25 protein-coding genes and 1 riboswitch are annotated in these 25,542 nt (G+C 31.0%); of the genes, 16 read left to right on the top strand and 9 right to left on the bottom strand.

The genetic code is table 11. The features are described 5' to 3' along the window. Nucleotides 1–128: 128 nt before the first annotated feature. Nucleotides 129–1,853 (top strand): ABC transporter ATP-binding protein, encoded by a 1,725-nt coding sequence (locus ACNMOQ_RS11795; protein ID WP_167751607.1) that lies wholly within the window; start codon nt 129–131, stop codon nt 1,851–1,853. 106 nt (nt 1,854–1,959) lie between these two features. Here ACNMOQ_RS11795 and ACNMOQ_RS11790 read toward each other — a convergent pair whose 3' ends face one another. The 3 genes from ACNMOQ_RS11790 to ACNMOQ_RS11780 are packed head-to-tail and all read right to left on the bottom strand — an operon-like array spanning nt 1,960 to nt 4,961. Beyond that, nucleotides 1,960–2,958 (bottom strand): FecCD family ABC transporter permease, encoded by a 999-nt coding sequence (locus tag ACNMOQ_RS11790; protein ID WP_282821440.1) that lies wholly within the window; start codon nt 2,956–2,958, stop codon nt 1,960–1,962. Further along, nucleotides 2,955–3,950, bottom strand: a complete 996-nt coding sequence (locus ACNMOQ_RS11785; RefSeq protein ID WP_416349865.1) for a FecCD family ABC transporter permease — start codon at nt 3,948–3,950, stop codon at nt 2,955–2,957. The genes ACNMOQ_RS11790 and ACNMOQ_RS11785 overlap by 4 nt, the downstream gene beginning before the upstream one ends. 18 nt (nt 3,951–3,968) lie before the next feature. Beyond that, nucleotides 3,969–4,961, bottom strand: coding sequence for an ABC transporter substrate-binding protein (locus tag ACNMOQ_RS11780; RefSeq protein WP_416349864.1), 993 nt, complete (start codon nt 4,959–4,961; stop codon nt 3,969–3,971). 239 nt (nt 4,962–5,200) lie between these two features. Between ACNMOQ_RS11780 and ACNMOQ_RS11775 the strand changes: the two genes are divergently transcribed. Together ACNMOQ_RS11775 and ACNMOQ_RS11770 are read left to right on the top strand one after the other, a co-directional pair. After that, nucleotides 5,201–5,581, top strand: coding sequence for an RrF2 family transcriptional regulator (locus ACNMOQ_RS11775; protein ID WP_064204800.1), 381 nt, complete (start codon nt 5,201–5,203; stop codon nt 5,579–5,581). Between the two features lie 72 nt (nt 5,582–5,653). Then, a complete protein-coding gene (locus ACNMOQ_RS11770) occupies nt 5,654–6,565 on the top strand; it encodes an NAD(P)/FAD-dependent oxidoreductase (RefSeq protein WP_194201086.1) in 912 nt (303 codons plus the stop codon). Between the two features lie 95 nt (nt 6,566–6,660). Here the strand turns inward: ACNMOQ_RS11770 and ACNMOQ_RS11765 are convergent, their stop codons facing one another. Next, the gene (locus ACNMOQ_RS11765; protein WP_064204802.1) at nt 6,661–6,870 is read right to left on the bottom strand and encodes a hypothetical protein; all 210 of its coding nucleotides are present in this window, start codon (nt 6,868–6,870) and stop codon (nt 6,661–6,663) included. 74 nt (nt 6,871–6,944) lie between these two features. Next, nucleotides 6,945–7,045: riboswitch (SAM riboswitch) on the bottom strand. 130 nt (nt 7,046–7,175) lie between these two features. Between ACNMOQ_RS11765 and ACNMOQ_RS11760 the strand changes: the two genes are divergently transcribed. The 8 genes from ACNMOQ_RS11760 (at nt 7,176) to ACNMOQ_RS11725 (ending at nt 15,247) form a co-directional block, all read left to right on the top strand. Next, complete coding sequence (locus tag ACNMOQ_RS11760) at nt 7,176–7,820, top strand: PepSY domain-containing protein (RefSeq protein ID WP_064204803.1); 645 nt, start codon at nt 7,176–7,178, stop codon at nt 7,818–7,820. Nucleotides 7,821–8,003: 183 nt separating this feature from the next. Next, nucleotides 8,004–8,855: an iron uptake system protein EfeO gene (gene efeO, locus ACNMOQ_RS11755; RefSeq protein WP_070045488.1), complete on the top strand. Its 852-nt coding sequence runs from the start codon at nt 8,004–8,006 to the stop codon at nt 8,853–8,855. Between the two features lie 6 nt (nt 8,856–8,861). After that, on the top strand, nt 8,862–10,100 hold the full coding sequence (gene efeB, locus ACNMOQ_RS11750; RefSeq protein WP_064211164.1) for an iron uptake transporter deferrochelatase/peroxidase subunit: 1,239 nt from the start codon (nt 8,862–8,864) through the stop codon (nt 10,098–10,100). Continuing rightward, nucleotides 10,075–11,769 carry an FTR1 family iron permease gene (locus ACNMOQ_RS11745; protein ID WP_416349863.1) on the top strand — a complete coding sequence of 565 codons (1,695 nt, stop codon included), beginning with the start codon at nt 10,075–10,077 and terminating at the stop codon, nt 11,767–11,769. The genes efeB and ACNMOQ_RS11745 overlap by 26 nt, the downstream gene beginning before the upstream one ends. A 172-nt stretch (nt 11,770–11,941) precedes the next feature. Then, nucleotides 11,942–12,802, top strand: coding sequence for an ABC transporter ATP-binding protein (locus tag ACNMOQ_RS11740; protein ID WP_218708017.1), 861 nt, complete (start codon nt 11,942–11,944; stop codon nt 12,800–12,802). Nucleotides 12,803–12,808: 6 nt separating this feature from the next. Next, complete coding sequence (locus ACNMOQ_RS11735; protein ID WP_016998436.1) at nt 12,809–13,540, top strand: ABC transporter permease; 732 nt, start codon at nt 12,809–12,811, stop codon at nt 13,538–13,540. Further along, a complete protein-coding gene (locus tag ACNMOQ_RS11730) occupies nt 13,541–14,638 on the top strand; it encodes a sensor histidine kinase (RefSeq protein WP_135032552.1) in 1,098 nt (365 codons plus the stop codon). It abuts the gene before it with no gap. A gap of 6 nt (nt 14,639–14,644) precedes the next feature. Continuing rightward, nucleotides 14,645–15,247: a response regulator transcription factor gene (locus tag ACNMOQ_RS11725; RefSeq protein ID WP_147641082.1), complete on the top strand. Its 603-nt coding sequence runs from the start codon at nt 14,645–14,647 to the stop codon at nt 15,245–15,247. A gap of 454 nt (nt 15,248–15,701) precedes the next feature. Here the strand turns inward: ACNMOQ_RS11725 and ACNMOQ_RS11720 are convergent, their stop codons facing one another. Further along, nucleotides 15,702–16,346 (bottom strand): FusB/FusC family EF-G-binding protein, encoded by a 645-nt coding sequence (locus ACNMOQ_RS11720; RefSeq protein WP_064211160.1) that lies wholly within the window; start codon nt 16,344–16,346, stop codon nt 15,702–15,704. Nucleotides 16,347–16,558: 212 nt separating this feature from the next. After that, on the bottom strand, nt 16,559–17,101 hold the full coding sequence (locus ACNMOQ_RS11715; RefSeq protein WP_218688244.1) for a hypothetical protein: 543 nt from the start codon (nt 17,099–17,101) through the stop codon (nt 16,559–16,561). A gap of 277 nt (nt 17,102–17,378) precedes the next feature. Between ACNMOQ_RS11715 and glpT the strand changes: the two genes are divergently transcribed. From glpT to ACNMOQ_RS11700, 3 genes are all read left to right on the top strand, one after another. Next, nucleotides 17,379–18,737, top strand: a complete 1,359-nt coding sequence (glpT, locus tag ACNMOQ_RS11710) for a glycerol-3-phosphate transporter (RefSeq protein WP_416349862.1) — start codon at nt 17,379–17,381, stop codon at nt 18,735–18,737. A gap of 201 nt (nt 18,738–18,938) precedes the next feature. Continuing rightward, a complete protein-coding gene (locus ACNMOQ_RS11705; protein WP_016998431.1) occupies nt 18,939–19,868 on the top strand; it encodes an AraC family transcriptional regulator in 930 nt (309 codons plus the stop codon). Between the two features lie 15 nt (nt 19,869–19,883). Then, on the top strand, nt 19,884–20,054 hold the full coding sequence (locus ACNMOQ_RS11700) for a hypothetical protein (protein WP_016998430.1): 171 nt from the start codon (nt 19,884–19,886) through the stop codon (nt 20,052–20,054). 491 nt (nt 20,055–20,545) lie between these two features. On the opposite strand, the gene ACNMOQ_RS11695 is transcribed toward ACNMOQ_RS11700, so the two are convergent. The 3 genes from ACNMOQ_RS11695 to ACNMOQ_RS11685 form a co-directional block, all read right to left on the bottom strand. After that, nucleotides 20,546–21,586 (bottom strand): NAD(P)/FAD-dependent oxidoreductase, encoded by a 1,041-nt coding sequence (locus ACNMOQ_RS11695; protein WP_135032570.1) that lies wholly within the window; start codon nt 21,584–21,586, stop codon nt 20,546–20,548. Nucleotides 21,587–21,769: 183 nt separating this feature from the next. Further along, on the bottom strand, nt 21,770–22,702 hold the full coding sequence (locus ACNMOQ_RS11690) for an aldo/keto reductase (protein ID WP_016998428.1): 933 nt from the start codon (nt 22,700–22,702) through the stop codon (nt 21,770–21,772). 144 nt (nt 22,703–22,846) lie between these two features. Then, entirely contained in the window at nt 22,847–23,677 is an 831-nt protein-coding gene (locus ACNMOQ_RS11685; RefSeq protein ID WP_064205341.1) for an aldo/keto reductase, read from the bottom strand. Between the two features lie 234 nt (nt 23,678–23,911). Between ACNMOQ_RS11685 and ACNMOQ_RS11680 the strand changes: the two genes are divergently transcribed. Together ACNMOQ_RS11680 and ACNMOQ_RS11675 are read left to right on the top strand one after the other, a co-directional pair. Then, nucleotides 23,912–24,130 carry a hypothetical protein gene (locus ACNMOQ_RS11680; protein WP_016998426.1) on the top strand — a complete coding sequence of 73 codons (219 nt, stop codon included), beginning with the start codon at nt 23,912–23,914 and terminating at the stop codon, nt 24,128–24,130. Nucleotides 24,131–24,316: 186 nt separating this feature from the next. Beyond that, nucleotides 24,317–25,531 (top strand): NupC/NupG family nucleoside CNT transporter, encoded by a 1,215-nt coding sequence (locus ACNMOQ_RS11675; protein ID WP_016998425.1) that lies wholly within the window; start codon nt 24,317–24,319, stop codon nt 25,529–25,531. The last annotated feature ends 11 nt before the right edge of the window (nt 25,532–25,542 follow it).

The following is a 25,542-nucleotide window of genomic DNA, read 5'->3' as shown; positions in this document are numbered from 1 at the left end:
TTTATTAATCAATAATATATTATTTTAGTTTGCAATAATAATTAAATTTATTTATTTTTAGAAAACTAAAGTAAAATTTTAAAATTATAGTATAATGGTCTTTGATTAAATTTATTCATAGGAGGTTAATTATGAAGGAATTCTTCCAATATTATAAACCCTATAAAGGATTATTTTTCTTAGATTTTGGTTCAGCTGTGTTTGTAGGTATTTTAGAACTCATTTTTCCATTAATTACGAGTATATTTATAGACCGTTTGCTACCAACTAAGAATTGGAGTTGGATTGTAATATTTGTTTTTATTTTATTATTCATATACGTTGTTGAATCTGTATTAAAATTCATCGTAACGTATTGGGGGCATAAACTGGGGACTAATATTGAAAGAGACATTCGTAATGAACTGTATGAACATATTCAAAAAATGAATTTTGGATTTTTTGATAACCAGAAATCGGGTAAAATTATTGGTCGTTTAACGAATGACTTGATGGATATTGGGGAAGTAGCCCATCATGGACCTGAGGATATATTCGTAGCACTTATGACGTTGATTGGTTCATTTGTCATCATGTTAACGATTGATGTGAAATTAGCATTGATTACTTTCTGTGTTATACCGATTATTTTTGTACTGACTATTTATTTCAACCATAAAATGTCTGGAGCTTTTAAAAGTTTATTTAGTAACGTATCTAGATTTAACGAATTAATCTCAGATAATGTTGGTGGAATGAGACTTGTTCAAGCTTTTACAAATGAAGGTTATGAACTATCAAGATTTAAAAAAGTTAATGATAATTTTAGAGCAACTAAATTAAAAGCATATTCGTTCATGTCTTGGAATATAACAATCAGTCATATTGCACAAAAATTAACTATGATTTTCGTATTGATTATGGGAAGCTATTTCGTGTTAAATGGTTCATTGTCATACGGTGGTTTCGTAGCTTTTATTATGATTACGAATTTACTATTTAAACCTTTAGAAGCTATAAATATGATTATTGAGTTATTCCCGAAAGGTATTGCAGGGTTTAAAAACTTTAAAGAAATCGTAAATATGGATCCTGAAATTAAAGATAGTGAGGATGCTGTAGAGTTTACTGATGAACCGGACATCATAGAATATGAAAATGTATCATTTAAATACGGTGAAAAGTTAGTGCTAGATCAGTTATCAATTAAAATTGAACAAGGTGAAAAAATAGCGCTTGTAGGACCGAGTGGGGGAGGTAAAACAACGATTTGTTCGTTATTACCAAGGTTCTATGATCCTATAGAAGGTGCAGTTAAAATCAATAATAAAAATATTAAATCTTATACATTAGAATCTTTAAGAAAACAAATTGGTGTTGTTCAACAAGATGTATTCTTATTTGGTGGAACGTTAAGAGATAATATAATATATGGTAACTTAAACGCGACAGAAGTAGAAATCAATGAAGCTGTCGACCAAGCGCAATTAAGATCATTTGTAGATGAATTACCAGCTGGCTTAGATACAGTTGTCGGAGAACGAGGAACGAAACTTTCAGGTGGACAAAAACAACGTATTTCAATCGCGAGAATGTTCTTGAAAAACCCACCAATCATTATATTAGACGAAGCAACAAGTGCTCTAGATGTAGAAACAGAAAATAAAATACAGTCAGCATTCAAAAATCTGTCACAAGGAAGAACATCATTAATCATTGCACATAGATTAAGTACGATTAGACACGTAGATAGAATTGTATTTATAGAACAAGGACAAATTAAGGAAATGGGTAGCCATGATGAACTGATGACACAAGGCGGTAAATATAAAGACTTATATATGTCGCAATTTGAACAATTAGAAGATTTTTAGTGAGAGAACTTCATATCTATAATATTAAAAGAGTATAGCCTGTAATAAAAACCCTTAAAATCAAATGATTTTAAGGGTTTTTATAAATTATAATATCAAATTTAATTTATAATTTTTTTGTTGTTAATAATAAATATATAAAGAAAGGTGCCCCGAATGCAGCAATGAAAACACCTGCGGGTACTTCATTCGGTATAAAAATTGTTCGACCTATTAAATCGGCAATAACAATAGATATTGCACCGCAAATTGCTGACATTAATAATCGTTTAAAGTAATTGGTTTTTATTAATGTTTTTCCTATATGTGGAGAAATTAAACCTACAAACCCTATGTTACCTACAAAGCTAATAGCAGATGCAGCGAGAATTGTACTGATTAACATTTGTAATAATTTTGTCTGATTGACTCTAAGCCCTAGACCTGTTGCAATATCATCATGCAACAGAGAGATTTTCATTCTCGGAATAATAATGATTAGTAAAGGTAGTATACAGAGTAAAAATGTCCCTAACATTAAGCTGTTTTCAAAAGTCGCACCAGACAAGCTACCAATAATCCAAGTATAAGCTTTCGATGCTGAAAGTTGTTTAGTCATAACAAGGATTCCGTTAACGAGTGCAGCAAACAATGTTTGTAAAGCTATACCGACTATGATTAGAGTTGTAGCTTGAATGTTTCCTTTTTGTTGAAAATAGAGAAGTAATATCATAGTCAGCATGGCACCTGCTAAAGAAAATAACGGTAACCATATGATGCTTATATGAGTTAAAAAGGCGACGAACAATACTGCACCAAAAGTGGCCCCTCCTGTAATCCCAATGATATCAGGTGATGCAATTGGATTCTTTAAAATATTTTGTAAAATAAGACCACTTGCACCTAAAGCAGCACCCGCAACTATAGCAAGAATGATACGTGGTAAACGTAGTACTTCTATTGTGAATTGGTCTGGACTTTCAATAGGATTAAAGATATAAGATATAATTTTTATGGGTGAAATGAATGTTGATCCAGACATTAAACTTATGAATGACAGTATTAATAATAGTATTAATGCGCTGATTAAACGATTTGTGTCTTGTTTAGATAGTGTCTCATTCATATGTTTTGTACGTCCTTCCTCATAATATATATAAGTGTAACCGCGCCGATTATTGCTGTGATAACACCAATTGGTAGTTCTAATGGTGCAATGATAATACGGGAAACGATATCTGATAACAACATGAGTATAGCGCCACTTATAGCGTTGAATGGTATTAAATATTTATAGTTTAGTGGCAATAATTTTTTGCTGATATTAGGTATTATTAGACCAACAAACATGATAGGACCCGCAATTGCTACTGATATTCCAGCAAGAATACTGATGATTAAAATTATAGTGAGTTTTGTTAATATAACTTTTTGTCCAAGCGATTTAGCAATATCATCACTAGTCATTAAAATATTTAAGTGTGCGGACATAAAAAACGCAATTAGAAGCGTAATAAAGATAATTGGTATCACCCATGGAAATTCCCATATATTACGAACTGATACGGAACCACTTAACCAAAATAAAAAACTTTGTAAATTACTTTCATTCATTATCATAATACCTTGCGTGAAAGCACTGAATAATGCAGAAATGGCAGCCCCTGCTAAAATAACTCGCTTGGGTGAAAAGCGTGCTTGTTTAAACATACCAAGGGTAACCACAATTATAGTAACTAAAATTGCACCGAAGAAAGATAGAAAAATTAAGAATTGAAAGGATTGTATACTAAATAGAGTTAAACCAACAATAACAAAAAATACAGCCCCAGCATTAACTCCAAAAAGTCCTGGCGATGCAATAGGGTTACGGGTCAATACTTGCATAAACAATCCTGATACGGCTAACGAAGCTCCTGTTAATAAAGCAATTATAGTTCTAGAAGAACGTGATTCAAAAACTAGAGTATGAATATCGTTTTTACTATCAAATTGGAACAACGCTTGTATCAACTGAGGTAGTGATACAAGCGTATTTCCAATTGTTAAACTTAAAATTGTTATAATGATCAGACATAAACTAGAGAGCAATAATTTGTACTGCGGTTTAAGTAACATAATGAAGCTCCTTAAAAGTTAAGATTGTTTTTTAATGTCTAATTTATCGTATAAATCATCTATTAATTTAAGTGAAGATGTGTAACCACCAGCCATGTTCCAATTAATTTCATCGATATTATCTGAAACATGGTTTTCTTTGACTGCTTTTAAATTCTGCCACTGATTACTAGAAGTCCATTCTTCCTTTGTTTTTTCAGCCAACTTCGCATCCTTAGCAGATGTGTCGCTTTTAAATATGAAGATATGATCTGCATCCATTAGGGGAATACTTTCTTTAGTCGTTAACTGAATAATATCTTTTCCTTTACTAACTTGTTTTTCTTGTTCTTCGGGACGTTTAAAACCTAAATCATGTAAAATATCGCCAGCATAACCACTTGCGTAAATACGAGCATGATCTGCTCTGAAGTTAATAACGGAAGCTGAAACAGGCCATTTATCTCCGAATGTTCCTTTCGCATCTTTTTTGAATTGTGTAACTTTCTCATTATAATTTTTTAATAATTCATCTGTTTTTTTCTCTTCACCTAGAGCTTTACCCATCATTTCAAGAGTATCTTTGAACTTATATACGGTATTATGAGTTATAGTCGGTGCAATCTTAGAAAGTTGTTCATATTGCTTTTCGTTTCTTACTTTAGAAGCTACTATTAAATCAGGTTTTAATTTAGCAATTTCTTCTAAGTTAGGTGATGGCTCTTGACCAACAATTTTAGTGTCTTTTAAGTCTTCTTTTATGTAATCGTATTTTGGTTTTTGAGTCCAAGACTCAACAGCGCCCACTGGCTTAACATCTAAAGCAACGGCGACATCTGTTGCACCTTGATATAACGTAACAACACGTTTTGGTTTTCCTTTAATCTCCGTTGTTCCCATAGCGTGTTCGATTTTTACTGTCTCATTATCTTTTTTAGCTTCAGAAGATTTTTCTGAGTTGTTACTTCCACAAGCTGCCATCAATATGATGGATGCTAGTGTAACTATAAATAATTTAGTTAGGTTTTTCATATTATATAATATCCTCCTTTGTTAATGATAATCATTATCATTACTATATATAAATATGTAACAGCTTTACTCGTATGTCAATAAAATTTTTTTGCTATATTACGCTAAAAATTGGTTTTTATTAGAGGATTCATATAGTTAGAATAAAATATAAATTTTAAATCCTTAAGCTTATCTATAGACAATAATAATATATATGATATTATAGACACACAATATCTATAATACAGAGGTGTAACATGAAGATATCTAAAGGTACAGATTATGCTTTACATTCATTACTATATTTAATAAGCAATGGTGATAATCAGCCTGTAACTGTAAAGAGGTTATCTGACGTGCTAAATGTTTCTGTTACGTATTTATCTAAAATTTTAACTCAACTTGTCAAAGCTGGTGTGATTAAATCAGCTTCTGGTGCTAAGGGTGGTTATTATTTAGTGAATAATTGGGAAACCATTAGAATATATGACATCATTACTGCAATCGATGGTCATAGAAGCATGATAGAAGATAGTTTTAATCATGGTCCGGAATGTAAAGTTCAATCTATTTTAAACTCTGCGGAGGATGAAATGACGAAATCTTTAAAATCGAAGACGTTAAAAGATTTAATGTAAATTAAATCTTTTTTTAACAGCTAACTATAGATATTAAGACTCTTTAATATATGTGAAAAAGGTGGTATAAATATGTTTGATTGTATAGTAGTAGGTGGAGGTCCAGCTGGATTAGCGAGTGCTTTAACTTTAGGAAGAGCTTTAAAAACAACATTGGTAATAGATAATGATAATGCGAGAAATAAAGTGACACAGACTTCACATGCGTTTTTAACACAAGATGGTGTAACACCAGAAGAATTAAGGGAAAAAGCACAATCGGATGTTGATAAATATGAAGATGTAACGCGCGTGCAAGATACAGTTGAAAAGATTGCTAAAGAAGACAATACTTTCATAGTGAAAACGAAAAATGAAACGTACAAAGCTAAGAAAGTTATGTTATGTACTGGATTAAGAGAGACATTACCTAATATAAAAGGTGTGAAAGAAATTTACGGAAAATCTGCATTTTACTGTCCTTGGTGTGACGGTTATGAATTAAGAAATAAATCATTACTCGTAGATGTATCTCCAGAACTAGTGATGCATATGGCTAAATTAGTTAGCAATTGGACTAATGATTTAGTTATAAGTTCACAAGACTTTTCAGAATTAACCGAAGATGATAAATCATTTTTAAAAAAGAAAAATATAAAGCTTGTTCAAGGTAAAGTATCGGAATTTAAACATGAAGATGGAATGATAAATGAAGTGATATATGAAGATGGTACTAGAATTTCTAGGAATGGTGCGATTATATCAGTTGAATGGGATACAAAATTTTCATTTTTAGAAGAACTTCAAATTGAAAGAGATGAAAATGGAGGTATTAAAAAAGATGATTTTGGAGAAACTTCTATTCCAGGGTTATTTGTAGCTGGTGAAACAAATGGTGCAATGCCTTCACAACTTATCGATTCTGCTGCAAGTGGTAATCATATTGCTAAATTAGTAGCAATGCAAATTATATTAGAAGCAGAAGGTGAAACATTAAAAGGTTAGCCTGAGTATCTTCAAATATTTATTTAATCCTTTGTAAATAAAAAATCCTCGCTAACGTATAAAGATTTCTGCTTATACGCTAGCGGGGTTTTTAATTATTTTTTAGTAATCGTAATATGAATATCGAACTCATTGAATTGTGATTTATGCTTATAGCGTTCAGGATTTTGTTCATTCTCTAAATCCACCAGTTCACCAATCAAAGCATTTTTTTTATTTGTTTTATACATAGATCCTGAAAAACTTTGTGGTGGGTTTTGTTTTAACTCCACTAATTCTGATAAAATGTCGTCTCTTGTTCTCATAATATTGCCTCCTAAATGTTTTAGTAACAATAAAACAGCTCATCTTAAGATTAAGAAGAGCTGTTTAGAGAATCTTCTTATCTTTCAAGTTGATACTTGTTGGATTTAGCACAGTACTTACGCCTGTTGCTGAGGTTTCATCGGGCCAATTCCCTCCGCCTACTCTTAATAAGACTTACGAGCTATTTTATTGTTTCTATTAATATAACTGATAATTCAATAATTGTCTAATAAAATAAATAAATGTTTAAAATATTAAGAAACTGTGAATATATAAATAGTAATCAACTTGAGGAGGTATAATTATGAAATTTAAATGGATGTCATTACTTTTAGCTTCAGGTCTAGTATTATCTGCTTGCGGAAATGATAATGATGACGACGATATGAAAGACGATCAAAAAGATCAAAAATCAGAACAAACTGAAAAAGAAAATGACAGTCAAGATAATGACAATAAAGATGATTCTACAATGTCAGATAATAAATCTGATAATAAAGCAACTGAAAAAACTGTAAAATGGAATGATGTGAAAGTATCACCTGAAGAAGCAGTTAAAACAGCTCAAAAAGAAGAAAAAGGTGGTTTGAAAGACATATCATTCGAAAAAGAAACTGGTGAGTGGAGTTATAAAGTTGAATTATTAGATGGACAAGATGAAAATAAAGTCTTGATTAATGCGGAAGATAATTCTGTTACTAACGTTGAAAACGAAAAAGAAGATGACGACGACAATGACAAAACATTTAAGTTATCTGATGCAGCTAAATTCGAAGATGCTTTAAAAGTAGCTCAAGATAAAGCATCAGGAGATTTAAAAGAATGGTCATTAAGTAGAGAAAACGGTAAACTTGTTTATTCTATTGACTTAAAAGAAGGAAATAAAGACACAACAGAATTTACGATTGATGCTAAAACGAAAGAAATATTAGAACAAGAACAAGACTAATATGAAATGTTTGGACAGGTTGGGACATAAATAAATGTCCCAGCCTATTTTTTTATGCTTTTTTACCTTGATTACCCTCAATTTAATTTACATTTTATTGAAATTTCTTATTGACTAATAGTAAAGATAGGAATAAATTAAAAGAGTGATAATGAATATCAATTAGGTGGGGAGAATCCAATCATGAAGAGAATAGCAACAACACTTTTAGCAAGTACTTTAATATTAACTGCTTGTGGTAATGATGATGAGAAAAAGGAAACTAATAGTGATAAAGAAACGAAAGAAACTACGAAAGTTGATTTTTCTAAAGAAACAAAAGCATATAAAGATTTCACAACGAAACAATTAGATACATTTTTAACTGAAACTGAAAAGTTTGTAGAGGCTGTTAAAGCTGACGATGTTGAAAAAGCTAAAGAGATTTATCCAAAAGCGCGTATGTATTATGAAAGATCAGAGCCAGTAGCGGAAAGTTTTGGCGAACTGGATCCTAAAATTGATGCGCGCTTAGCTGATATGAAGGAAGAGAAAAAGGAAAACGAATGGTCAGGTTATCATAAAATAGAAAAAACTTTATGGGAAGAAAACTCTACAAAAGATATGGGACCTGTTGCAGACCAATTACTTAAAGATGTAAAAGAGTTAAGAGCAAAAGTTGATACTGTAGACGTAACACCAAAATTAATGTTGCAAGGTTCTATCGATTTATTAAATGAAGTATCAAGTTCAAAAATAACTGGTGAAGAAGAAATTTATTCACATACAGATTTATATGACTTCAAAGCAAATATTGAAGGAGCAGAAAAAATCTTTGAAATCTTTAAAGATAAAGTAACTGAAAAAGATAAAAAAGTTGCTGAAACAACGCAAGAAAGATTTGATAACGTTAACAAATTATTAGCAAAATATGAAACGAAAGATGGCGGCTATGTCGACTATACTAAATTATCAAAAGAGGATACGAAAAAATTATCTGAAGCAGTTGATAAATTAGGTGAATCATTAAGTCAGATGGCAGTCATTACGGAGTGATAACTTATGACTAACAAGGACAACCATATAGCAAGAAGGGATTTTTTGAAACTTGCTGGCGTTGGGGGTGCTGGCCTCATTTTAGGTTCTACCGGTGTCGGTGGAACCTTGTTAGCTTCTCAATATTTTGCAAAAGATAAAACAGATGTAAAAAATAAAGTGAAATTTTATGGTAAGTACCAATCAGGTATTACAACTGATTTGCAGAAACATATTTATTTTGTAGTGTTAACGATTAATAAAATGTCTGTTTCTGATGTTAAAGAAATGTTTAAAACTTGGACGAATTATAGCGTTCATTTAATGAATGGGGAACCGGTAAAAGAGTTAGGCCAAAATAAAATGTTACCAAGTCCAGATACCGGTGAAACAATCGGTATAGATGCTAATCATTTATCATTAACTTTTGGTATAAGTCCATCATTTTTCGAAAAAGTTGGCCTTGAAAAGCATAAACCTGAATTGTTGAAAGACTTACCTCATTTTCCTAAAGACCAATTAGATAAACAATATACTGGCGGAGACATATGTATACAAGCTTGCTCTGATAATCCACAAGTGAATTTCCATGCTATTAGAAATTTGATAAGAGTAGCTAAAGGTGAAGTTTCTATGAAATGGAGTCAATCTGGATTTAATTCTATCAAAGTAAAAGATGGAAAAATGGAAACGCCCAGAAATTTATTTTCATTTAAAGATGGCACTGGAAACCCGTCTATACATAATCAAACTGAATTAGATAAGTATGTGTTTATTCAAGACGGGTGGGCGAAAAACGGTTCATATTTAGTTGTAAGAAGAATACAAATGTTGTTAGAAACATGGGATAGAACGGCACTTGGTGAACAGGAAGCTACATTTGGAAGGTATCGACATTCCGGAGCTCCATTAGGTAAAGAGAAAGAATTTGACGAGTTTGATAGAAATATAAAAGATAAAAATGGAGAGAAATTAATAGAGGATGAATCACATGTCAGTTTAGCAAAACAGGCGAAGTCTAATTTGCTTAGACGTTCTTATTCATACTCAGATGGTATTAATGAACAAACTGGCGCATTTGATGCAGGACTATTATTTTTATCATTCCAAAGAGCACCGGAACAATTCATTAAAATTCAAAGCAAAATGGGCGCTCAAGATAAATTGAATGAATATATCACACATAGAGGTTCAGGTATTTTTCTATGTTTACCTGGTGTTCAAGAAGGAGGATATTTAGGTGAAGCGTTATTTAATCGCATTTAGTATTACCATATTAATGTGCCTAGTTATCCCTATAACTGTTAAAGCGGAAATAAGTTTAAGTAATATTTATATTAGTGTGACAGATGCCAAAACAGCACTCCAAGACAAGGATACAAAAGCTTTTGAAGCACACTTTAAGGATATTAAAGAAAATTGGTCAAAAGTTAACAAAAAAGATCATAAATTAGTTAAAACAATTGATAATGATATAGAAAATATCGAAAAAAGTAACTCAAATGATGAAAAAATAAAATCGCTTAATACTTTAACAACAGATTTGATAGATTATGAAAAAGTATTAAATCCAGTAGACAAACAAGCAAAAAGAGATAAATTGCAAAATCAAATGCAACCGTTGATTAAAGAGATGGGTACAGCTATTTCTAACAAAGACTTTGACAAAGCGGTGGTAATTAATAATAAATTGAATTCAACTTGGACAAACAACGAAAAAATTGTGAGAGAAGAAGATATTGGGCGTTACGGTAAAATAGAAACAGCATTGATGTTTATTAGAATAGAACTTACAAAAGATAAAATCGAGCAAGGTAGTGCCCAAATGCAAGTAGACCAACTCAAAAAAGAACTTGATGACTATCATGCAGGTAAGCAGTCAGATGCAAAAACTAGCAACCAAGATGTAACGGTTTTAAATGAGTATCTAGATGAAGCAATCAGAAATATCAAAAATAATAAACTAAGTAAAACAAAACAAGATTTACAAAGCTTTATTGTTGCTTGGCCAAACGTGGAAAATGAAATTGGCACAAGAAATGGTGAACTGTACACAAAAATAGAACAGAAAATACCACAATATGTAGGGCAAATAAATGAAAGCAATAAAGATGATATACAAGCAGAACTTGAGACATTGGATCAAGAAATTAAATCAACTATTTCTAAAGCAGGATATACATTTTGGGACGCAGCTTTAATCCTTTTACGAGAAGGTGTAGAAGCATTGCTAATTATTATGGCTTTGTTAACAGTTACTCGTAAAGCAGAACAAACAAAAGCATCTAAATGGGTAATGAGTGGAAGCTTGCTAGGAATTATATTAAGTATAGCTTTAGCATTCATATTTAAGGCAATATTTGAAAATTTAGGATCTACACGTGAATTAACAGAAGGTATAGTGGGTATATGCTCGGTTATTTTGATGGTTATTGTAGGTGCTTGGTTACATTCAAAATCAAGTTTAGAATCATGGGAAAAATTTATTAATAAAAACATGGATAAAGCGATGTCTACAGGTAGTCTACTAACATTCGGTTTAGTAGCATTTTTATCAGTATTTAGAGAAGGTGCGGAAACTATTATTTTCTATTTAGGTATAGTAGGTAAGATTTCAACATGGTCTCTCATACTTGGAATATTAGTAGCAGTATTTATTTTAATTTTAATAGCCGTATTCTTTAATCAAAATACAAAATGGATACCAATACATAGACTATTCTTTATTATGTCACTATTTATATTCCTATTAGCATTTAAAATATTAGGCGTAAGTGTACACACGCTACAAATTCTCAACATTTTGCCTCAACACACAATTAATCATTTACCATTTATAGATCTTATAGGATTATATCCAACATATGAGACGGTTATACCACAATTAATCTTAATGGTGATTGTTATGATTTATTATATGATGAGCAAGAAATAAATAAGAGTTTAACCCCCAATCTATCACTCGATAGGTTGGTTTTTTTATGTGAGAAGTGTGAGATGTACTAACTTTATGACAATTGTCATAGTGTATTCGTGACAATTTGTACTTATACATACAGCTAATATAATTTATACTTAAACCAATCTTATAAAAGGTGGTGGCCATAGTGATTAAAGTTCAAAATGTAACGAAAGTTTATAATGGTAAAAAAGTTGTGAATGATGTTTCTTTTCAAATTAATAAAGGTGAATGTACAGCTTTAATTGGGCCGAATGGTGCAGGAAAATCAACGTTAATAGATATGATTATTGGTGATAGAAAGCCAAACAATGGAACGATTGAAAGTGACCAATACCAACTCGATAAAAAATATATGGGAATATTATTTCAAACGTCAGCATTTCTAGATGTGATGAAAGTAAAAGAATTATTTAATTTATATAAATCGTTTTATAAACAAACAATTTCAATTGAAGACTTTAAAAGAATTACTAGATTTAATGATGAAAAATTAGAACAATTCGCTTCCAAATTATCTGGCGGTGAGCGTAGAATTCTTGATTTTGCATTATCCATCATTGGAAAGCCTAACTTTGTAATCTTAGATGAACCTACAAGTGCAATGGATACTGAAATGAGAAAGCATTTTTGGGTAGTAATTGACCAAATGAAAAAAGAAGGAAAAACAATATTTTATACATCTCATTATATTGAAGAAGTGGAAAGAATGGCTGACCGTGTCATAGTACTTAATAAAGGTGAACTTATAGTCGATAGCACGCCACGTGAAATTCGTCATAGTGACCATAAAACAAATATCCAAATTCCTTTAAAAAACAAAAAAATCATTGAAAATCTTAAAGATATTGAAATTGAAGAACTAAAAGACATTTTGAATATAAAAACTGAAGATGTGAATCCGATAATAAGAAAATTGATAGAGAATAATGTTGATTTTAACGAAATTGAAATTACGAAAGAGTCATTAATGGATACTATATTCAAAAAAGATGAAGAAAGGAATTGATGTCCTATGTTATGGGCTTACTTTAAATCTGAACTCATTTTATTGTCTAGAAAGAAAGCATATTTAATACTTTCAATTATGTTACCACTTGTTTTTTATTTAATTTTCACAGCTATGTTAGATTTACCAAAGGAATATGAAGCGAAGTTTTACAAAGAATATATGTTTAGCATGGCGACTTTTAGTTTAAGCAGTTTCTGTATCATGACTTTCCCACTTGAAATGATTGAAGATAAGAAATTAGGTTGGGCTAAAAATCTGTTTAAAACACCTTTATCTCCAATACATTATTATGCTGGTAAAATTATGAAATTAATGTGCATGTTTTGTATGTCTATAATTGCTTTATTTGTAACTGGAGCGTTGTATAAAGGTGTTGAGATGTCTATAGGAGAATGGATAGGATCAGCTATTTTATTATGGATAGGATCAAGCATGTTCTTATCTATAGGAGTGCTCATATCACAAATTAAAGATATTCAAAAAGCTAGTGCAATAGCGAATATCCTGTATCTAGGTCTTGCTGTAATAGGAGGACTATGGTTTCCTACAGACCAATTTCCAAATTGGCTAAAAGAAATTTCTTATTTAACACCAACTTATAATTTAAGAGAGCTCTCACTTTCTTTTACAACGAGCGGTAGCTTTCACTATGAATCTCTATTTATTTTAATAGTTTATTGTATAATATTTATAAGTACAGCATTATTTATACGTAAAAAAACGGAAGTGATTTAATTGTCCATATTAGATAAAGTTAAAGCGAATCCAATAGGTACTGCAAACACCGTTTATTTGATTTTTCCAATACTGAGTTTAACTGTATTAGGCTATAAAGGTCCTTTATGGGGTGGTATTTTTGTTACCATCCTTTTTATTTTAAGTTATTTGATTATGATTTATGAAGATTTAACGGAAAAGGTTAAATTAAGAAGAGTATTATTATTGATTCACTTTTTAGGAATTATATATTTTGTGGCATTTTTCCATGCTTTTGATATTATGTTCTTCTTTTATGGGGCATTCATTATACCTTATGCTTTTCAGGTAAAGCTAAATTCTATTGAAGTGCTTATGTATTTCATTGCATTTTCATTGAGCCTAACGATAGTTGTACTTGATTATAAAGATTATTTGTTTATTCTTTCTCCTATGAGTATTGTTTTTATTTTGCTTTTGTTAGGTAACTTTAAAGCTATTGAAGCTGATAAGTTAAAAGAAGAAATTAATAGTAAAAACGAACATATTAATATATTAATTGCTGAACAAGAAAGAAATCGTATTGGTCAAGACTTACATGATACTTTAGGTCATGTATTTGCTAGTTTAAGTATTAAGTCTGAATTAGCGATGAAGTTAGCTGATAATGATATCGAACAAGCTAAAGAAGAAATGGCATCAGTTAATGAATTATCTAAGGAAGCTCTAGTAAAAGTAAGAGCGATAGTTGATGACTTGAAACTTCAATCTTTTGAAGAAGAAGTAGAAACAATGGACACATTATTAAAAAATGCAAATTTATCGTTTGAATTTAATCATGCAATTCGTGCTAATATACTCAGTCCTACAAAGCAATCAGCATTATCTATGGTTTTAAGAGAAGCGATAAATAATGTGATAAAACACGCTCAAGCAACAAAAGTAACAGGGACAATTATAGAAAATGATCAAAATATTATTATGGTTATTGAAGATGATGGCAAAGGTATGAAAAAAATAAACGATAATGATTTTAAAAGCATTAAGCAAAGAATCAATGTATTTAATGGGGATTTTGAAGTGAATAATATAGATGATGGCTTTAAAATGACAATTAGCTTACCAAAAGGGGGATGATACACTATGATTTCAATTGTCATAGCTGAAGATCAAGAAATGTTGAGAAAAGCCATGGTACAGCTTATGGAATTAAACGATGAATTAGAAATCTTGGGTGATACTGCAAATGGAGAAAGTGCACTCACATTAATAAAAGAAAAGAAACCAGATGTAGCAATATTAGATGTAGAAATGCCGAAAATGACAGGTCTAGAAGTATTAAAAGCAATTAAAGAGTCTAATATGGATACGAAAGTTATTATCGTGACTACATTTAAGCGCCCCGGATATTTTGAAAGTGCAGTTGCAAATGATATTGATGCATACGTACTTAAAGAGCGTTCAATAGATGAATTAGTTACAACTATAAAAAATGTAATGGATGGTAAAAAGGAATATAGCGAAACATTAATGACTTCTATGCTTAAATATAAAAACCCTTTAAATCCTAAAGAGCAACTAGTACTTAAAAAGATTGGAAAAGGATTATCGAGCAAAGAGATTTCTAAAGAACTATTTTTGTCAGATGGGACGATAAGAAATTACACATCGACAATCATAGAAAAATTAGAAGCGGAAAACCGTTTCGACGCTTGGCAAATTGCTATAGAAAAAGGTTGGATATAAAAAGAGTTTAGTATATAAATCCAAATAACGATGAAGAATAATGTGCTAACGTGCCTGTTTACATTCACTAGCCCGTTAGAAAATGTAACGTGCTAGACTGAAATTTCTTGCCCGTAAGAGCAGAGTATCCAATGAATTTAGGATAAAATTACATTAAGGTGATGAAGAATCAAGCGCTAACGTGCTTGTTTACAACGACTAGCCCGTAAGAAAATGTAACGTGCTAGTCCCAAATTTCTTGCCCTTTAGAGCAGAGTATCCAATGAATTTAGGGTGAAATCACATAATAAAGATGAAGAATAATACGCTAACGTGCTTGTTTACAACGACTAGCCCGTAAGAAAATGTAACGTGCTAGACTGAAATTTATTGCCCATTAGAGTCACTATAATACCCTCATATATAACAAAGGATCCAGAACATAAATTTGTCCTGGATCCTTTGTTTTCATTCATTATTTCATTTTAACTGTGCGTATGAAATCGTATAGACCTTCTAGTTGATCTAATTGTTGGTTACAGCGAATACTATCGTGACATATATAATTGCCGTTCTTTGTATATGTGCCATCGCCTTTAGATTTCGTAGTTGATAAGAACATGGAAACATTAGATTCTTTCTTACAAATACTACATACACCTGGTTTAATAGTTGTAGATAAATCACCAACTACACCAGTCAATTTATCATCTTCATACATGATGATATATTTTTTCTGTTTTCCAGAATCGTTCCATCCGATATATGATGTTTCTTTTAAATCAATGTTATCCCAATCAGGTTGTTTAAGTTTTTTAGTCTTTTTGAAGACTTTTTCTATTTGTTTAGATGACGGTTGTTGAAAAGGAATGACATAAACTTTTAAGCCAAGCAATACTTTTTCAATTTGTGAACGATTGATTTTTGGATTCATAATGATGTTTATGAAATTATCTACTTCAGAATATTTTTCTGTGAAAAGTTGTTCTATATGATCGTTTGTTATTGCTTGAAAAGTATCGATTGTTTTTGGGTCATTGACTGATTTATATACGTTAAATAGTTTTTCTGAATGTTCTTTAATACTTACATATTGATATGGTTGAATAAAATTATTCATAATTAATCCCTTCTTATTTTAATTTGAACTTTGGGTATGAATAATTGTAGAGAACATGACACATTTAATAGCATCTTGAGATCCCTCCTTATCAGAAACAAGTATAGTCTTTATTAGTTAGCATTTCAACATACAAAATTGGAGAAAGAAAAAACAGATAAAGTATTTTGCCATATACTTTATCTGTTTTAAATTTTTTGACGCTTATAATTTTAAGCTTTTTTATCGCGTGGTGGCCATATGAAGTAACTTATTGCGATGATTAAATCTATTATAATTACAATTGTCCATAAATTAATGACATCATCCATTGCTTCTGTACGTTTGGGGTCGTGAATGATAAAAATAATAAGATGTAATATACCAGTTCCTAAAATATAAGATATTAAGTGTTTAACCCAGCTTTTTCCGTATTGTTTAGCATAAGCAATGCCTTTCGGTTTATAAGGTTTTGGACCTTCTTTCATAATATAATACTGAAATCTTTCATCCGCCCATTGAATCATACTTTTACCGAATACAATTGAAACTGCAATGTACACTGCTGCAATAGCGTGAGGTAGTTCTGCGGTAGCACCGTGGTATAAATCTAAACTTGTTGAAACAAGCAATATTAAATCTAGCACGGGTGTTAATGCTAAGAAGAATAAACCGAGATTTTTACGTTTAAATATATATCTTGTAACCAAACCTAATAAGATAACTACCCAAAATGCGATTTCACAGAAGATAATAAGCCAGACAATAAAGTTCATGATTTGTCCTCCTTCGTATTCGTTAAAATATGTATTTCAGTACGAATAATTTATTCAATATCGTTTTATTAGAAAGTATGTCCAAATCATCATCTAACGTATTTTGACCATATATAAAACATTTTAACATAGCTGTATTCAATAAAAGTATCAAAATAAAATAGTTTAAATGTCATTGACTTTAGCAATACCAATATCTATTATTGGGTTAAGAAACGAGATTTTACAATTTCTTAACAAACTTTACAAAAAATTAATATTCGAGGAGGTTTAAAGCATGTTCAATTTTCTAAAGCCAGCTAAACATATTGAACCTTTACCTAAAGAAGAAGTAGACGATACGTATAAAAAACTGAGACTCCAAGTATTTATTGGGATCTTCTTAGGGTATGCAGGTTATTATTTATTACGTAAGAACTTTTCACTCGCGATGCCTGCTTTAATTGATGAAGGATTTAGCAAATCAGAATTAGGTTTTGCCTTATCAGCTATTTCAATCGCTTACGGGTTTAGTAAATTTGTTATGGCAACCATTAGTGACCGGAGTAATGCGAGAATATTTTTAACTTTAGGACTTGTATTAACTGCTATTGTTAACTTATTGATGGGTTTTATTCCTGTCTTAACATCAAGCGTTACGATTATGTTTATCATGCTATTCCTAAACGGTTGGTTCCAAGGTATGGGATGGCCGCCATCAGGCAGAGTGCTTGTACATTGGTATAGTGTGAGTGAACGTGGAAGTAAGACTGCAATTTGGAACGTTGCACATAATGTGGGTGGCGGGTTAATGGCTCCACTTGCTCTATTAGGTATCTCTATCACTGGTACACTTTCATTTGGATATTTAAAAGGATTCGAAGGGGCATTTATTTATCCAGCAATACTCGCACTAATTATTGCTTTAGTTTCATATATTCTTGTTAGAGATACACCTCAATCGATGGGGTTACCACCAATTGAAGATTATAGACAAGATTATCCAAATGAAAACAGAGAAACATTAGAAGTAGAACTGACAACTAAAGAAATATTGTTTAAATATGTACTAAATAATAAATGGGTTTGGATGATAGCAATTGCAAATATATTTGTTTATTTTGTAAGGTATGGTGTGCTTGATTGGGCTCCAACTTATTTAAGCGAAGAAAAAGATTTTAATTTAAATGCATCTGGTTGGGCTTACTTCTTATATGAATGGGCAGGTATACCAGGTACATTATTATGTGGATATATTTCAGATAAAGTATTTAAAGGTAGAAGGGGACCAGCTGGTTTTATATTCATGTTAGGTGTAACAATAGCCGTTGTTATTTATTGGCTAAATCCTCCTGGAAATCCATTGGTGGATAATATTGCTTTAATCGCAATAGGCTTTTTAATCTATGGACCAGTAATGTTAATTGGCTTACAAGCATTAGACTATGTACCTAAAAAAGCGGCAGGTACTGCAGCAGGACTAACAGGTTTGTTTGGCTATTTAGGTGGTGCAGTTATGGCTAATATTATCATGGGTTTTGTTGTAGATAACTTAGGATGGGATTCTGGTTTCTTATTGTTAACAATTGTAAGTGTGTTAGCAATGTTAAGCTTTATATTCACATGGAATAAACGCGGACAAGAAATTGTAAAATAAAATACTATAAAATATATAATACACTCTAAAAGATGGATGGTTTCATTTTTTAGAGTGTATTTTTCATTATCTAATAAAACAAAAAAATTCAAAAAATATAAAGAATTTAATTTCAATTTATTGTAAAACAAGTTAAAATATTAATGCTAAATTTAGCAATGCTTTTAAAAATAAAAAAATATTTTATTAGGAGTTTTTGGTATGAAAAATATATACGAAATCAAATACTTTAAATACTCTGCAACTAAATATAGAAATCATAATGGATTATCTTTCTTTGTGGTGTTAAAAGGGCAAGTTATGTTGACCATCAATTCTGAAAGTACAACTTATCGAGAAGGAGAAATATTTTTATTGAAGCATAATGAATGTTATAAGTTGGATGTTTCTGAAGGAAATATCGTCGTACAAATACATTTTTATGAATCACTACTTGATAACCTTATTCCTGAATTATTAACTAATCAATTCCAATTGAAAAACCAATCAGAAACGATTCAATTGAGAGAGCAGTTAATTCAACTTTGCAGTATATATTTAACAAAAGATGACGATAAAAATATTAAAATATTAAAAACATTACTATATATAGTAGAGAATATAAAAACGAGTTTCGAATTTTCTTATGATATGGACACAATTTCTACTGAAGGTTTACACCCTGTCATCGAAGAAATCAAGAACTATATTTATATTAACTATAATGAGAAAATCACTATGAACACTTTTACATCTAAATATCATTTATCAGAGTCTTATTTTTCAAAAATGTTTAAAGAACAAATGGGTATGAATTTTAAAGATTATTTAACGGATATTAGGTTATTGAATAGTATTTACGATTTGATTCATACAAATGAAAAAGTCATTGATATATCAGAAAAACATGGATTTTATAACGTGTCAGCGTACATTAGCTCATTTAAATTACATTATGGTATAACACCTAAAAAGTATCGAACAATGTTTCAGAGTGAAAACACGAAATTTGCAAGACAAAATTTTTATAACGAAATAGACTACGAAAAGAAACTAAGTATAGATGAAATTAAATCGTATCTAAAATATTTTAAAACAACATATATAAATACAGATATTCAACAAGATAAAGAAATGTTATTGTTAAAATAAAAAGGAGACAAGAAGATGATAGTAGCATATATTGCTATGATAATGTTAATTATCATAGCGGTGACTTCTATAATAAAAGACATAACAGATAATAATGAAAATAAGAAAAAGAACCTTTTACCAAGTATAGCTATGTTGCTTGGAGGTATTATCATGCTTGTTTATAGTTTAGTATATTTGAGTTGAACACATATATGAAGTTCTATGTTGCAAGACGAGGTTCACATGCAACATAGAAGGTGAGGATGTTGCAAGACGAGGTTCACGTGCAACATAGAAGGTGAGAATGTTGCAAGACGAGGTTCACATGCAACATAGAAGGTGAGAATGTTGCAAGACGAGGTTCACGTGCAACATAGAAGGTGACAATGTAGCAAGACGAGGTTCACATGCAACATAGAAGGTGAGAATGTTGCAAGACGAGGTTCACGTGCAATATATAAGGTGAGGATGTTGCAAGATAAGTCCTACGTGCAACATAGAAGGTGAGGATGTTGCAAGACGAGGCCCACGTGCAACATATAAGGTGAGAATATTGCAAGATGAAGTTCACATGCAACATATAAGGTGAGAATGTTGCAAGACGAGGTTCACGTGCAACATTTGATCTCCCATTAACATATTCAGTCTAATTAAAACCACCGATTCAAATAATGAATCGGTGGTTTGCTATACATTTATGATTGTGAAATATATTTTTTAATAACTTCTTTATTTTTTTCTTTGAAAATATCGTTGTGGCTTGATACACGGCCGCCTGCCTGTGCTTCAGGATCTATATAACTTTTAGCTAAGTTTGCTGCATTAGCTGCGTCATTGAAACATGATGCGATAAGGTGTGCTTTTGCATCGTGTTTAAGAATATCTCCAGCACCAAAGATACCTTGTACTGACGTTTGTGTATTACCTAAGCCTTCAATAAAGAAATCATTTACTAAGTTAACTTTTGTTTGTGCATTGTGTAGCAATTCAGATTCACGATCGAAACCATGACTAATAATCACTTCTTCAACTGGAATCACTTCTTGTTCTTTCGTTTCAACATGTTCTAACACAACCTCTGAAATAACAGGTTTATCTGGCTGACTGTTTAACTGTTTGATGACCATACTAGGTTTCTTAATAATGTCTAATTTTTCTAGGAGATTTTTCATGTGTTCGTGACCTGATATTTCTTCTTTTCTATAACAGATTGTAACACTTTTAGCATATTCAGACAGGTCACAAGCCCAGTCTAGAGCTGAGTTCCCAGCACCTGAAATTAATATATGTTTATCTTTATATTTTTGGATAGATTGTACAACATAGTTTAAGTTTGATAGTTCAAAACGCTCTGCACCTTCTATATCAAGTGTAAGTGGTTTAATAATTCCGCCACCGACAGCAATAATTATAGATTTTGAATGATATTCATTGTCTTTATCTGTAGATATTATGAAATGTTGTTCTTCTACTTTTTGAATGTCTACTACTTTTTCCCCTAAACATACTTCAGGATTAAAATGTAATCCTTGTTCTACTAGATCTTGTATAACTTCATAACAAGGTTTTGGAGCAAGTGCACCAATATCCCATATAACTTTTTCTGGATACACATGCATTTTCCCACCCAATTTATCTTGGAAATCAACAATTCTTACGCTCATTCCTCTTAATCCCGAATAGAAGCTTGCGAACAAACCTGCTGGACCCCCGCCAATAATCGTAACGTCTGTTATATTCATAAATCGTGATTCCTCCTATTTTTCTACTTACGAGTATTATCCTACATCTGCAAATGATAATCAATATCATTGAATAGATTGTAATAATTTAATAAATAAAAAATTACCCACTAAAGTTATAATTTAGGTGGGTAATTTCGAATATATAATATTTTATTTTCAGTTAAATCCTAAAAATTATTCAACTGGGAATAATTTTTCAATTGTATCTAAGTTTTCTTTTGTTAATTTTACATCTAAAGTTTTTAAATTATCGATGACTTGGTCTTTACGTTTAGCACCTGGAATAATAACATCTAATGATGGTTTTGTTAAATAGAAAGCAAGTACAATGTGTGCAACTTCAACATTGTGTTCTTTAGCAATATCACGTAATTTATCGACTTTTTTAAGATTTTCTTTAAATCGTTCACCTTGGAATTCTGGATTATCTGCTCTTAAGTCATTAAATGTTGTATTTTCATCATATTTACCCGCTAATAGTCCAGAAACCAATGGGAAGTAAGGGATAAAAGTAATATTGTTTTCTGCTGTATAATTTAAAATTTCTTCGTTTTCTCTATTTAATAAGTTATATTCTAATTGTACGACATCAACATGTCCATCTTTATTTGCTTCTTTTAATTGTTCTAAACTAAAGTTTGAAACACCAATTGCTTTAATTTTACCTTGTTCTTTTAATTCTTGTAGTGTTGCTACTGCTTTATCTTTTGGTGTGTCTTCATCTGGAAAATGTATATAATATAAATCTATATAATCAGTTTGTAATCTTTTTAGACTATTTTCCACTTGTTCTTTTAAAAATTCAGGGTCATTGGAGAGTTTTGTTTCATCGCCGTCAAAATAATGAGCACCCTTAGTTGCGATTACAACATCTTCTCTATTGTATTCTTTGACAACTTCTCCAACGAGTTCTTCAGAACGACCTGGTCCATATATAAACGCAGTATCTAGAAGGGTAACACCATTTTCAATTGCTGCTCTCACAACATCTTTACCTTGTTCTTCATCAAGATTTGGATATAAATTGTGCCCACCAACAGCATTTGTACCTAAACCAATTGGATTAACTTTGATATCTGTTTTACCTAATTTTGAAAGCTCTGTCACAAAAATCACTCCTTATCTTTTATATATATACCTTATCATTTAACTAAGACTTATTTAAAGGTTAATGCTTAAAGCTACTGCCAATACAAAAAGAGAGTCTGGAACAATTATTTATGACCCAGACTCCTTTAATTAATTTTGTTATTAAAACTCTTCGTATTCTGCTGGATCTTGGTCTTTTAGTCTACCATCAGATTTAGTTAAATTGTCTATAGTGTGTAAATCTTCTGATTCTAAGTAGAAGTCGAAAATATCAAGATTTTGTATTTGTCTTGCATTTGATGTCGACTTAGGAATTGGAACTACACCATTTTGCACATGCCATTTTAATATAATTTGTGGAATTGTTTTATTATATTTTTCTGCGATTTGTTCGATGTTTTTATCGTGAATAACTTCTGATGCACGACCTAACGGGCTCCATGCTTCAGTTATGATGCCTTTTTCTTCATGATATTTAATAGCATCTTTCTGATTAAAGTATGGATGCAGTTCAATTTGGTTAACAGCCGGTAGTACACCTGTTTCTTTTTCTAAAGTTTCAAGATGTTCTGGTAAGAAGTTACAAACACCAATTGATTTTACCAGTCCCATTTTTTGAGCTTCAATTAATGCCTTCCAAGCTTCTACGTATAAACCTTGTTTAGGATTTGGCCAATGAATTAAATATAAATCAATGTACTCAACGCCAAGACGGTATATAGATTCTTGAATTGTTCTAGCTGCTTGCTCATAACTATGATAGCGACCAGGTAATTTAGAGGTAACAATAATTTGATCGCGACTAACATGACTTTGCTGCATCGCTTTACCTACAGTACCTTCATTTTCATAGTTATATGCAGTATCTAATACTCTATAACCATTGTTAAGTGCATTTACAATTGCATGAACACCTGATGCGCCATTCAATTTATATGTACCAAAACCGACTTGAGGTATTACGTGTCCATCAATTAAATTATAATTTTCCATGAAAAAAACGCCTCCAATATTTTTATGTTTACTATATATCAAACTATATCATATTATAATAAATAGATTGAATTTTTAGATTTCAAAAATAAATAAAAGTCGGTAAAATTCTTTTAAAAAAACTTCTTGAAAACGTATTGAATTCACTATAACTTTGTAGTAACATGTATCTCATTGCGTAAGACAGTATAGCTATGAGCTAGAGGTCATATTATGAAGTAAAGAAGGGTTAGTATGGAACGCGTATGTGTCATTTCATTAAGCATTATAGATGCGATATTGATACTCATGTTGTTGCTGTTTAATACATTTATTATTTCAAATATTTATGTGTTAACAGTTTATACTTTAATCATGGTACTGGTTTCTGGTTATATAGTGTATTTAGCTATAAGTATGAAATGCGATCAATCTATTAATCAATTTGATCAATTTGACCAAACATACAAATAACAAAAAGAATATAAAGCAAATAATGATTAAAAGTTATAGCAATTGAGCCACTGTGCTCAATTGCTTTTTATATGTCATAATTTATTAAAAATTTGTAAAATTCTTTCTTAAATCTAGTAACATACATAGGTTATGCATGGTATAATGATGTTGTTTTTAATTAATCATAAAGGTGGACAAATAACGATGTTTTTAATCATCAATATAATTGGTTTGTTAATATTCATTGGAGTCGCTTTTCTTTTTTCTAGGGATAAGAAGAATATTGATTGGAAATCGGTTCTAATACTTATTGTTATTAACTTAGTATTAGCATGGTTCTTCACTCAATTTTCATTCGGGGCAAAATTTGTTAAAAGTGCGGCAGATGGCGTGTCATGGTTATTAGAGTCTGCATTCTCAGGTATTGGGTTTGCATTCGGAAGTTTTGTAGCACCGGGACCAGGAAAAATGGATATGGCAGTTTCTGCTTTATTACCAATTCTACTTGTAGTACCAGTATTTGATATTTTAATGTACTTAGGTATATTACCTAAATTCATCTCATTCTTAGGTTTAGTCATTTCAAAAATAACAAGACAACCTAAATTTGAATCATTCTTCTCAATTGAAATGATGTTTTTAGGAAACACAGAAGCTTTAGCAGTATCATCTAAACAATTAACATCTATGAATAAAGTGAGAGTATTAACAGTTGCAATGATGTCTATGAGTTCCGTTTCAGGTGCGATTGTTGGTTCTTACATACAAATGATTCCGGGAGAATTTGTATTAACAGCGATTCCATTAAACATCATTAATGCAATCATCGTTACAACAATATTAAATCCATTTGATTTAGATCCAGAAGAGGATGTAGTAGCTGAAATAGACGAAGGAGAAAAACAACCATTCTTCTCATTCTTAGGAGATTCAGTTATTAACGCCGGTAAATTGGTATTAATCATTATCGCATTCGTTATTGCATTTGTTGCAATAGCAGACTTGATAAATAAATTATTAGGCATTATGGATCCTATTCCATATTTACCAGAAATAAGATTAGAGTATATACTTGGTATCTTTATGTATCCATTTGCATTGCTATTAGGCTTGCCGTTCGGAGAAGCTTGGGTTGTAGCACAACAAATGGCGCTCAAAATTGTAACGAATGAGTTCGTAGTTATGAGCACTATCAGTAAAGAAATAGGTGAATATTCTACGCATAGAGCTGCAGTTATCAGTACATTCTTAGTATCATTTGCTAACTTCTCTACAATTGGAATGATAATTGGTACTTTAAAAGGTATCGTTAAAGATGATGTATCTAACTTTGTTTCTAAATATGTGCCAATGATGTTGTTATCAGGTATATTAGTATCACTATTAACAGCAGCATTCGTCGGATTATTTGCTTGGTAAACTTAAATAAG

This window comes from Mammaliicoccus lentus, assembly GCF_947036595.1.
GTDB lineage: Bacteria > Bacillota > Bacilli > Staphylococcales > Staphylococcaceae > Mammaliicoccus > Mammaliicoccus lentus.
This window is presented reverse-complemented; position numbering and strand designations above follow the sequence as displayed.

Excerpts from the sequence above, each read along its gene's own strand:
- ACNMOQ_RS11685 (WP_064205341.1), bottom strand. The coding sequence starts at position 23,677 with ATGGAAAATTATAATTTAATTGATGGACACGTAATACCTCAAGTCGGT.
- ACNMOQ_RS11675 (WP_016998425.1), top strand. The coding sequence starts at position 24,317 with ATGTTTTTAATCATCAATATAATTGGTTTGTTAATATTCATTGGAGTC.
- ACNMOQ_RS11715 (WP_218688244.1), bottom strand. The coding sequence starts at position 17,101 with ATGAACTTTATTGTCTGGCTTATTATCTTCTGTGAAATCGCATTTTGG.
- ACNMOQ_RS11785 (WP_416349865.1), bottom strand. The coding sequence starts at position 3,950 with ATGTTACTTAAACCGCAGTACAAATTATTGCTCTCTAGTTTATGTCTG.
- ACNMOQ_RS11725 (WP_147641082.1), top strand. The coding sequence starts at position 14,645 with ATGATTTCAATTGTCATAGCTGAAGATCAAGAAATGTTGAGAAAAGCC.
- ACNMOQ_RS11765 (WP_064204802.1), bottom strand. The coding sequence starts at position 6,870 with ATGAGAACAAGAGACGACATTTTATCAGAATTAGTGGAGTTAAAACAA.
- ACNMOQ_RS11790 (WP_282821440.1), bottom strand. The coding sequence starts at position 2,958 with ATGAATGAGACACTATCTAAACAAGACACAAATCGTTTAATCAGCGCA.
- efeO (WP_070045488.1), top strand. The coding sequence starts at position 8,004 with ATGAAGAGAATAGCAACAACACTTTTAGCAAGTACTTTAATATTAACT.
- ACNMOQ_RS11705 (WP_016998431.1), top strand. The coding sequence starts at position 18,939 with ATGAAAAATATATACGAAATCAAATACTTTAAATACTCTGCAACTAAA.
- ACNMOQ_RS11780 (WP_416349864.1), bottom strand. The coding sequence starts at position 4,961 with ATGAAAAACCTAACTAAATTATTTATAGTTACACTAGCATCCATCATA.
- glpT (WP_416349862.1), top strand. The coding sequence starts at position 17,379 with ATGTTCAATTTTCTAAAGCCAGCTAAACATATTGAACCTTTACCTAAA.
- ACNMOQ_RS11760 (WP_064204803.1), top strand. The coding sequence starts at position 7,176 with ATGAAATTTAAATGGATGTCATTACTTTTAGCTTCAGGTCTAGTATTA.
- ACNMOQ_RS11775 (WP_064204800.1), top strand. The coding sequence starts at position 5,201 with ATGAAGATATCTAAAGGTACAGATTATGCTTTACATTCATTACTATAT.
- ACNMOQ_RS11700 (WP_016998430.1), top strand. The coding sequence starts at position 19,884 with ATGATAGTAGCATATATTGCTATGATAATGTTAATTATCATAGCGGTG.
- ACNMOQ_RS11680 (WP_016998426.1), top strand. The coding sequence starts at position 23,912 with ATGGAACGCGTATGTGTCATTTCATTAAGCATTATAGATGCGATATTG.
- ACNMOQ_RS11770 (WP_194201086.1), top strand. The coding sequence starts at position 5,654 with ATGTTTGATTGTATAGTAGTAGGTGGAGGTCCAGCTGGATTAGCGAGT.
- ACNMOQ_RS11720 (WP_064211160.1), bottom strand. The coding sequence starts at position 16,346 with ATGAATAATTTTATTCAACCATATCAATATGTAAGTATTAAAGAACAT.
- efeB (WP_064211164.1), top strand. The coding sequence starts at position 8,862 with ATGACTAACAAGGACAACCATATAGCAAGAAGGGATTTTTTGAAACTT.
- ACNMOQ_RS11735 (WP_016998436.1), top strand. The coding sequence starts at position 12,809 with ATGTTATGGGCTTACTTTAAATCTGAACTCATTTTATTGTCTAGAAAG.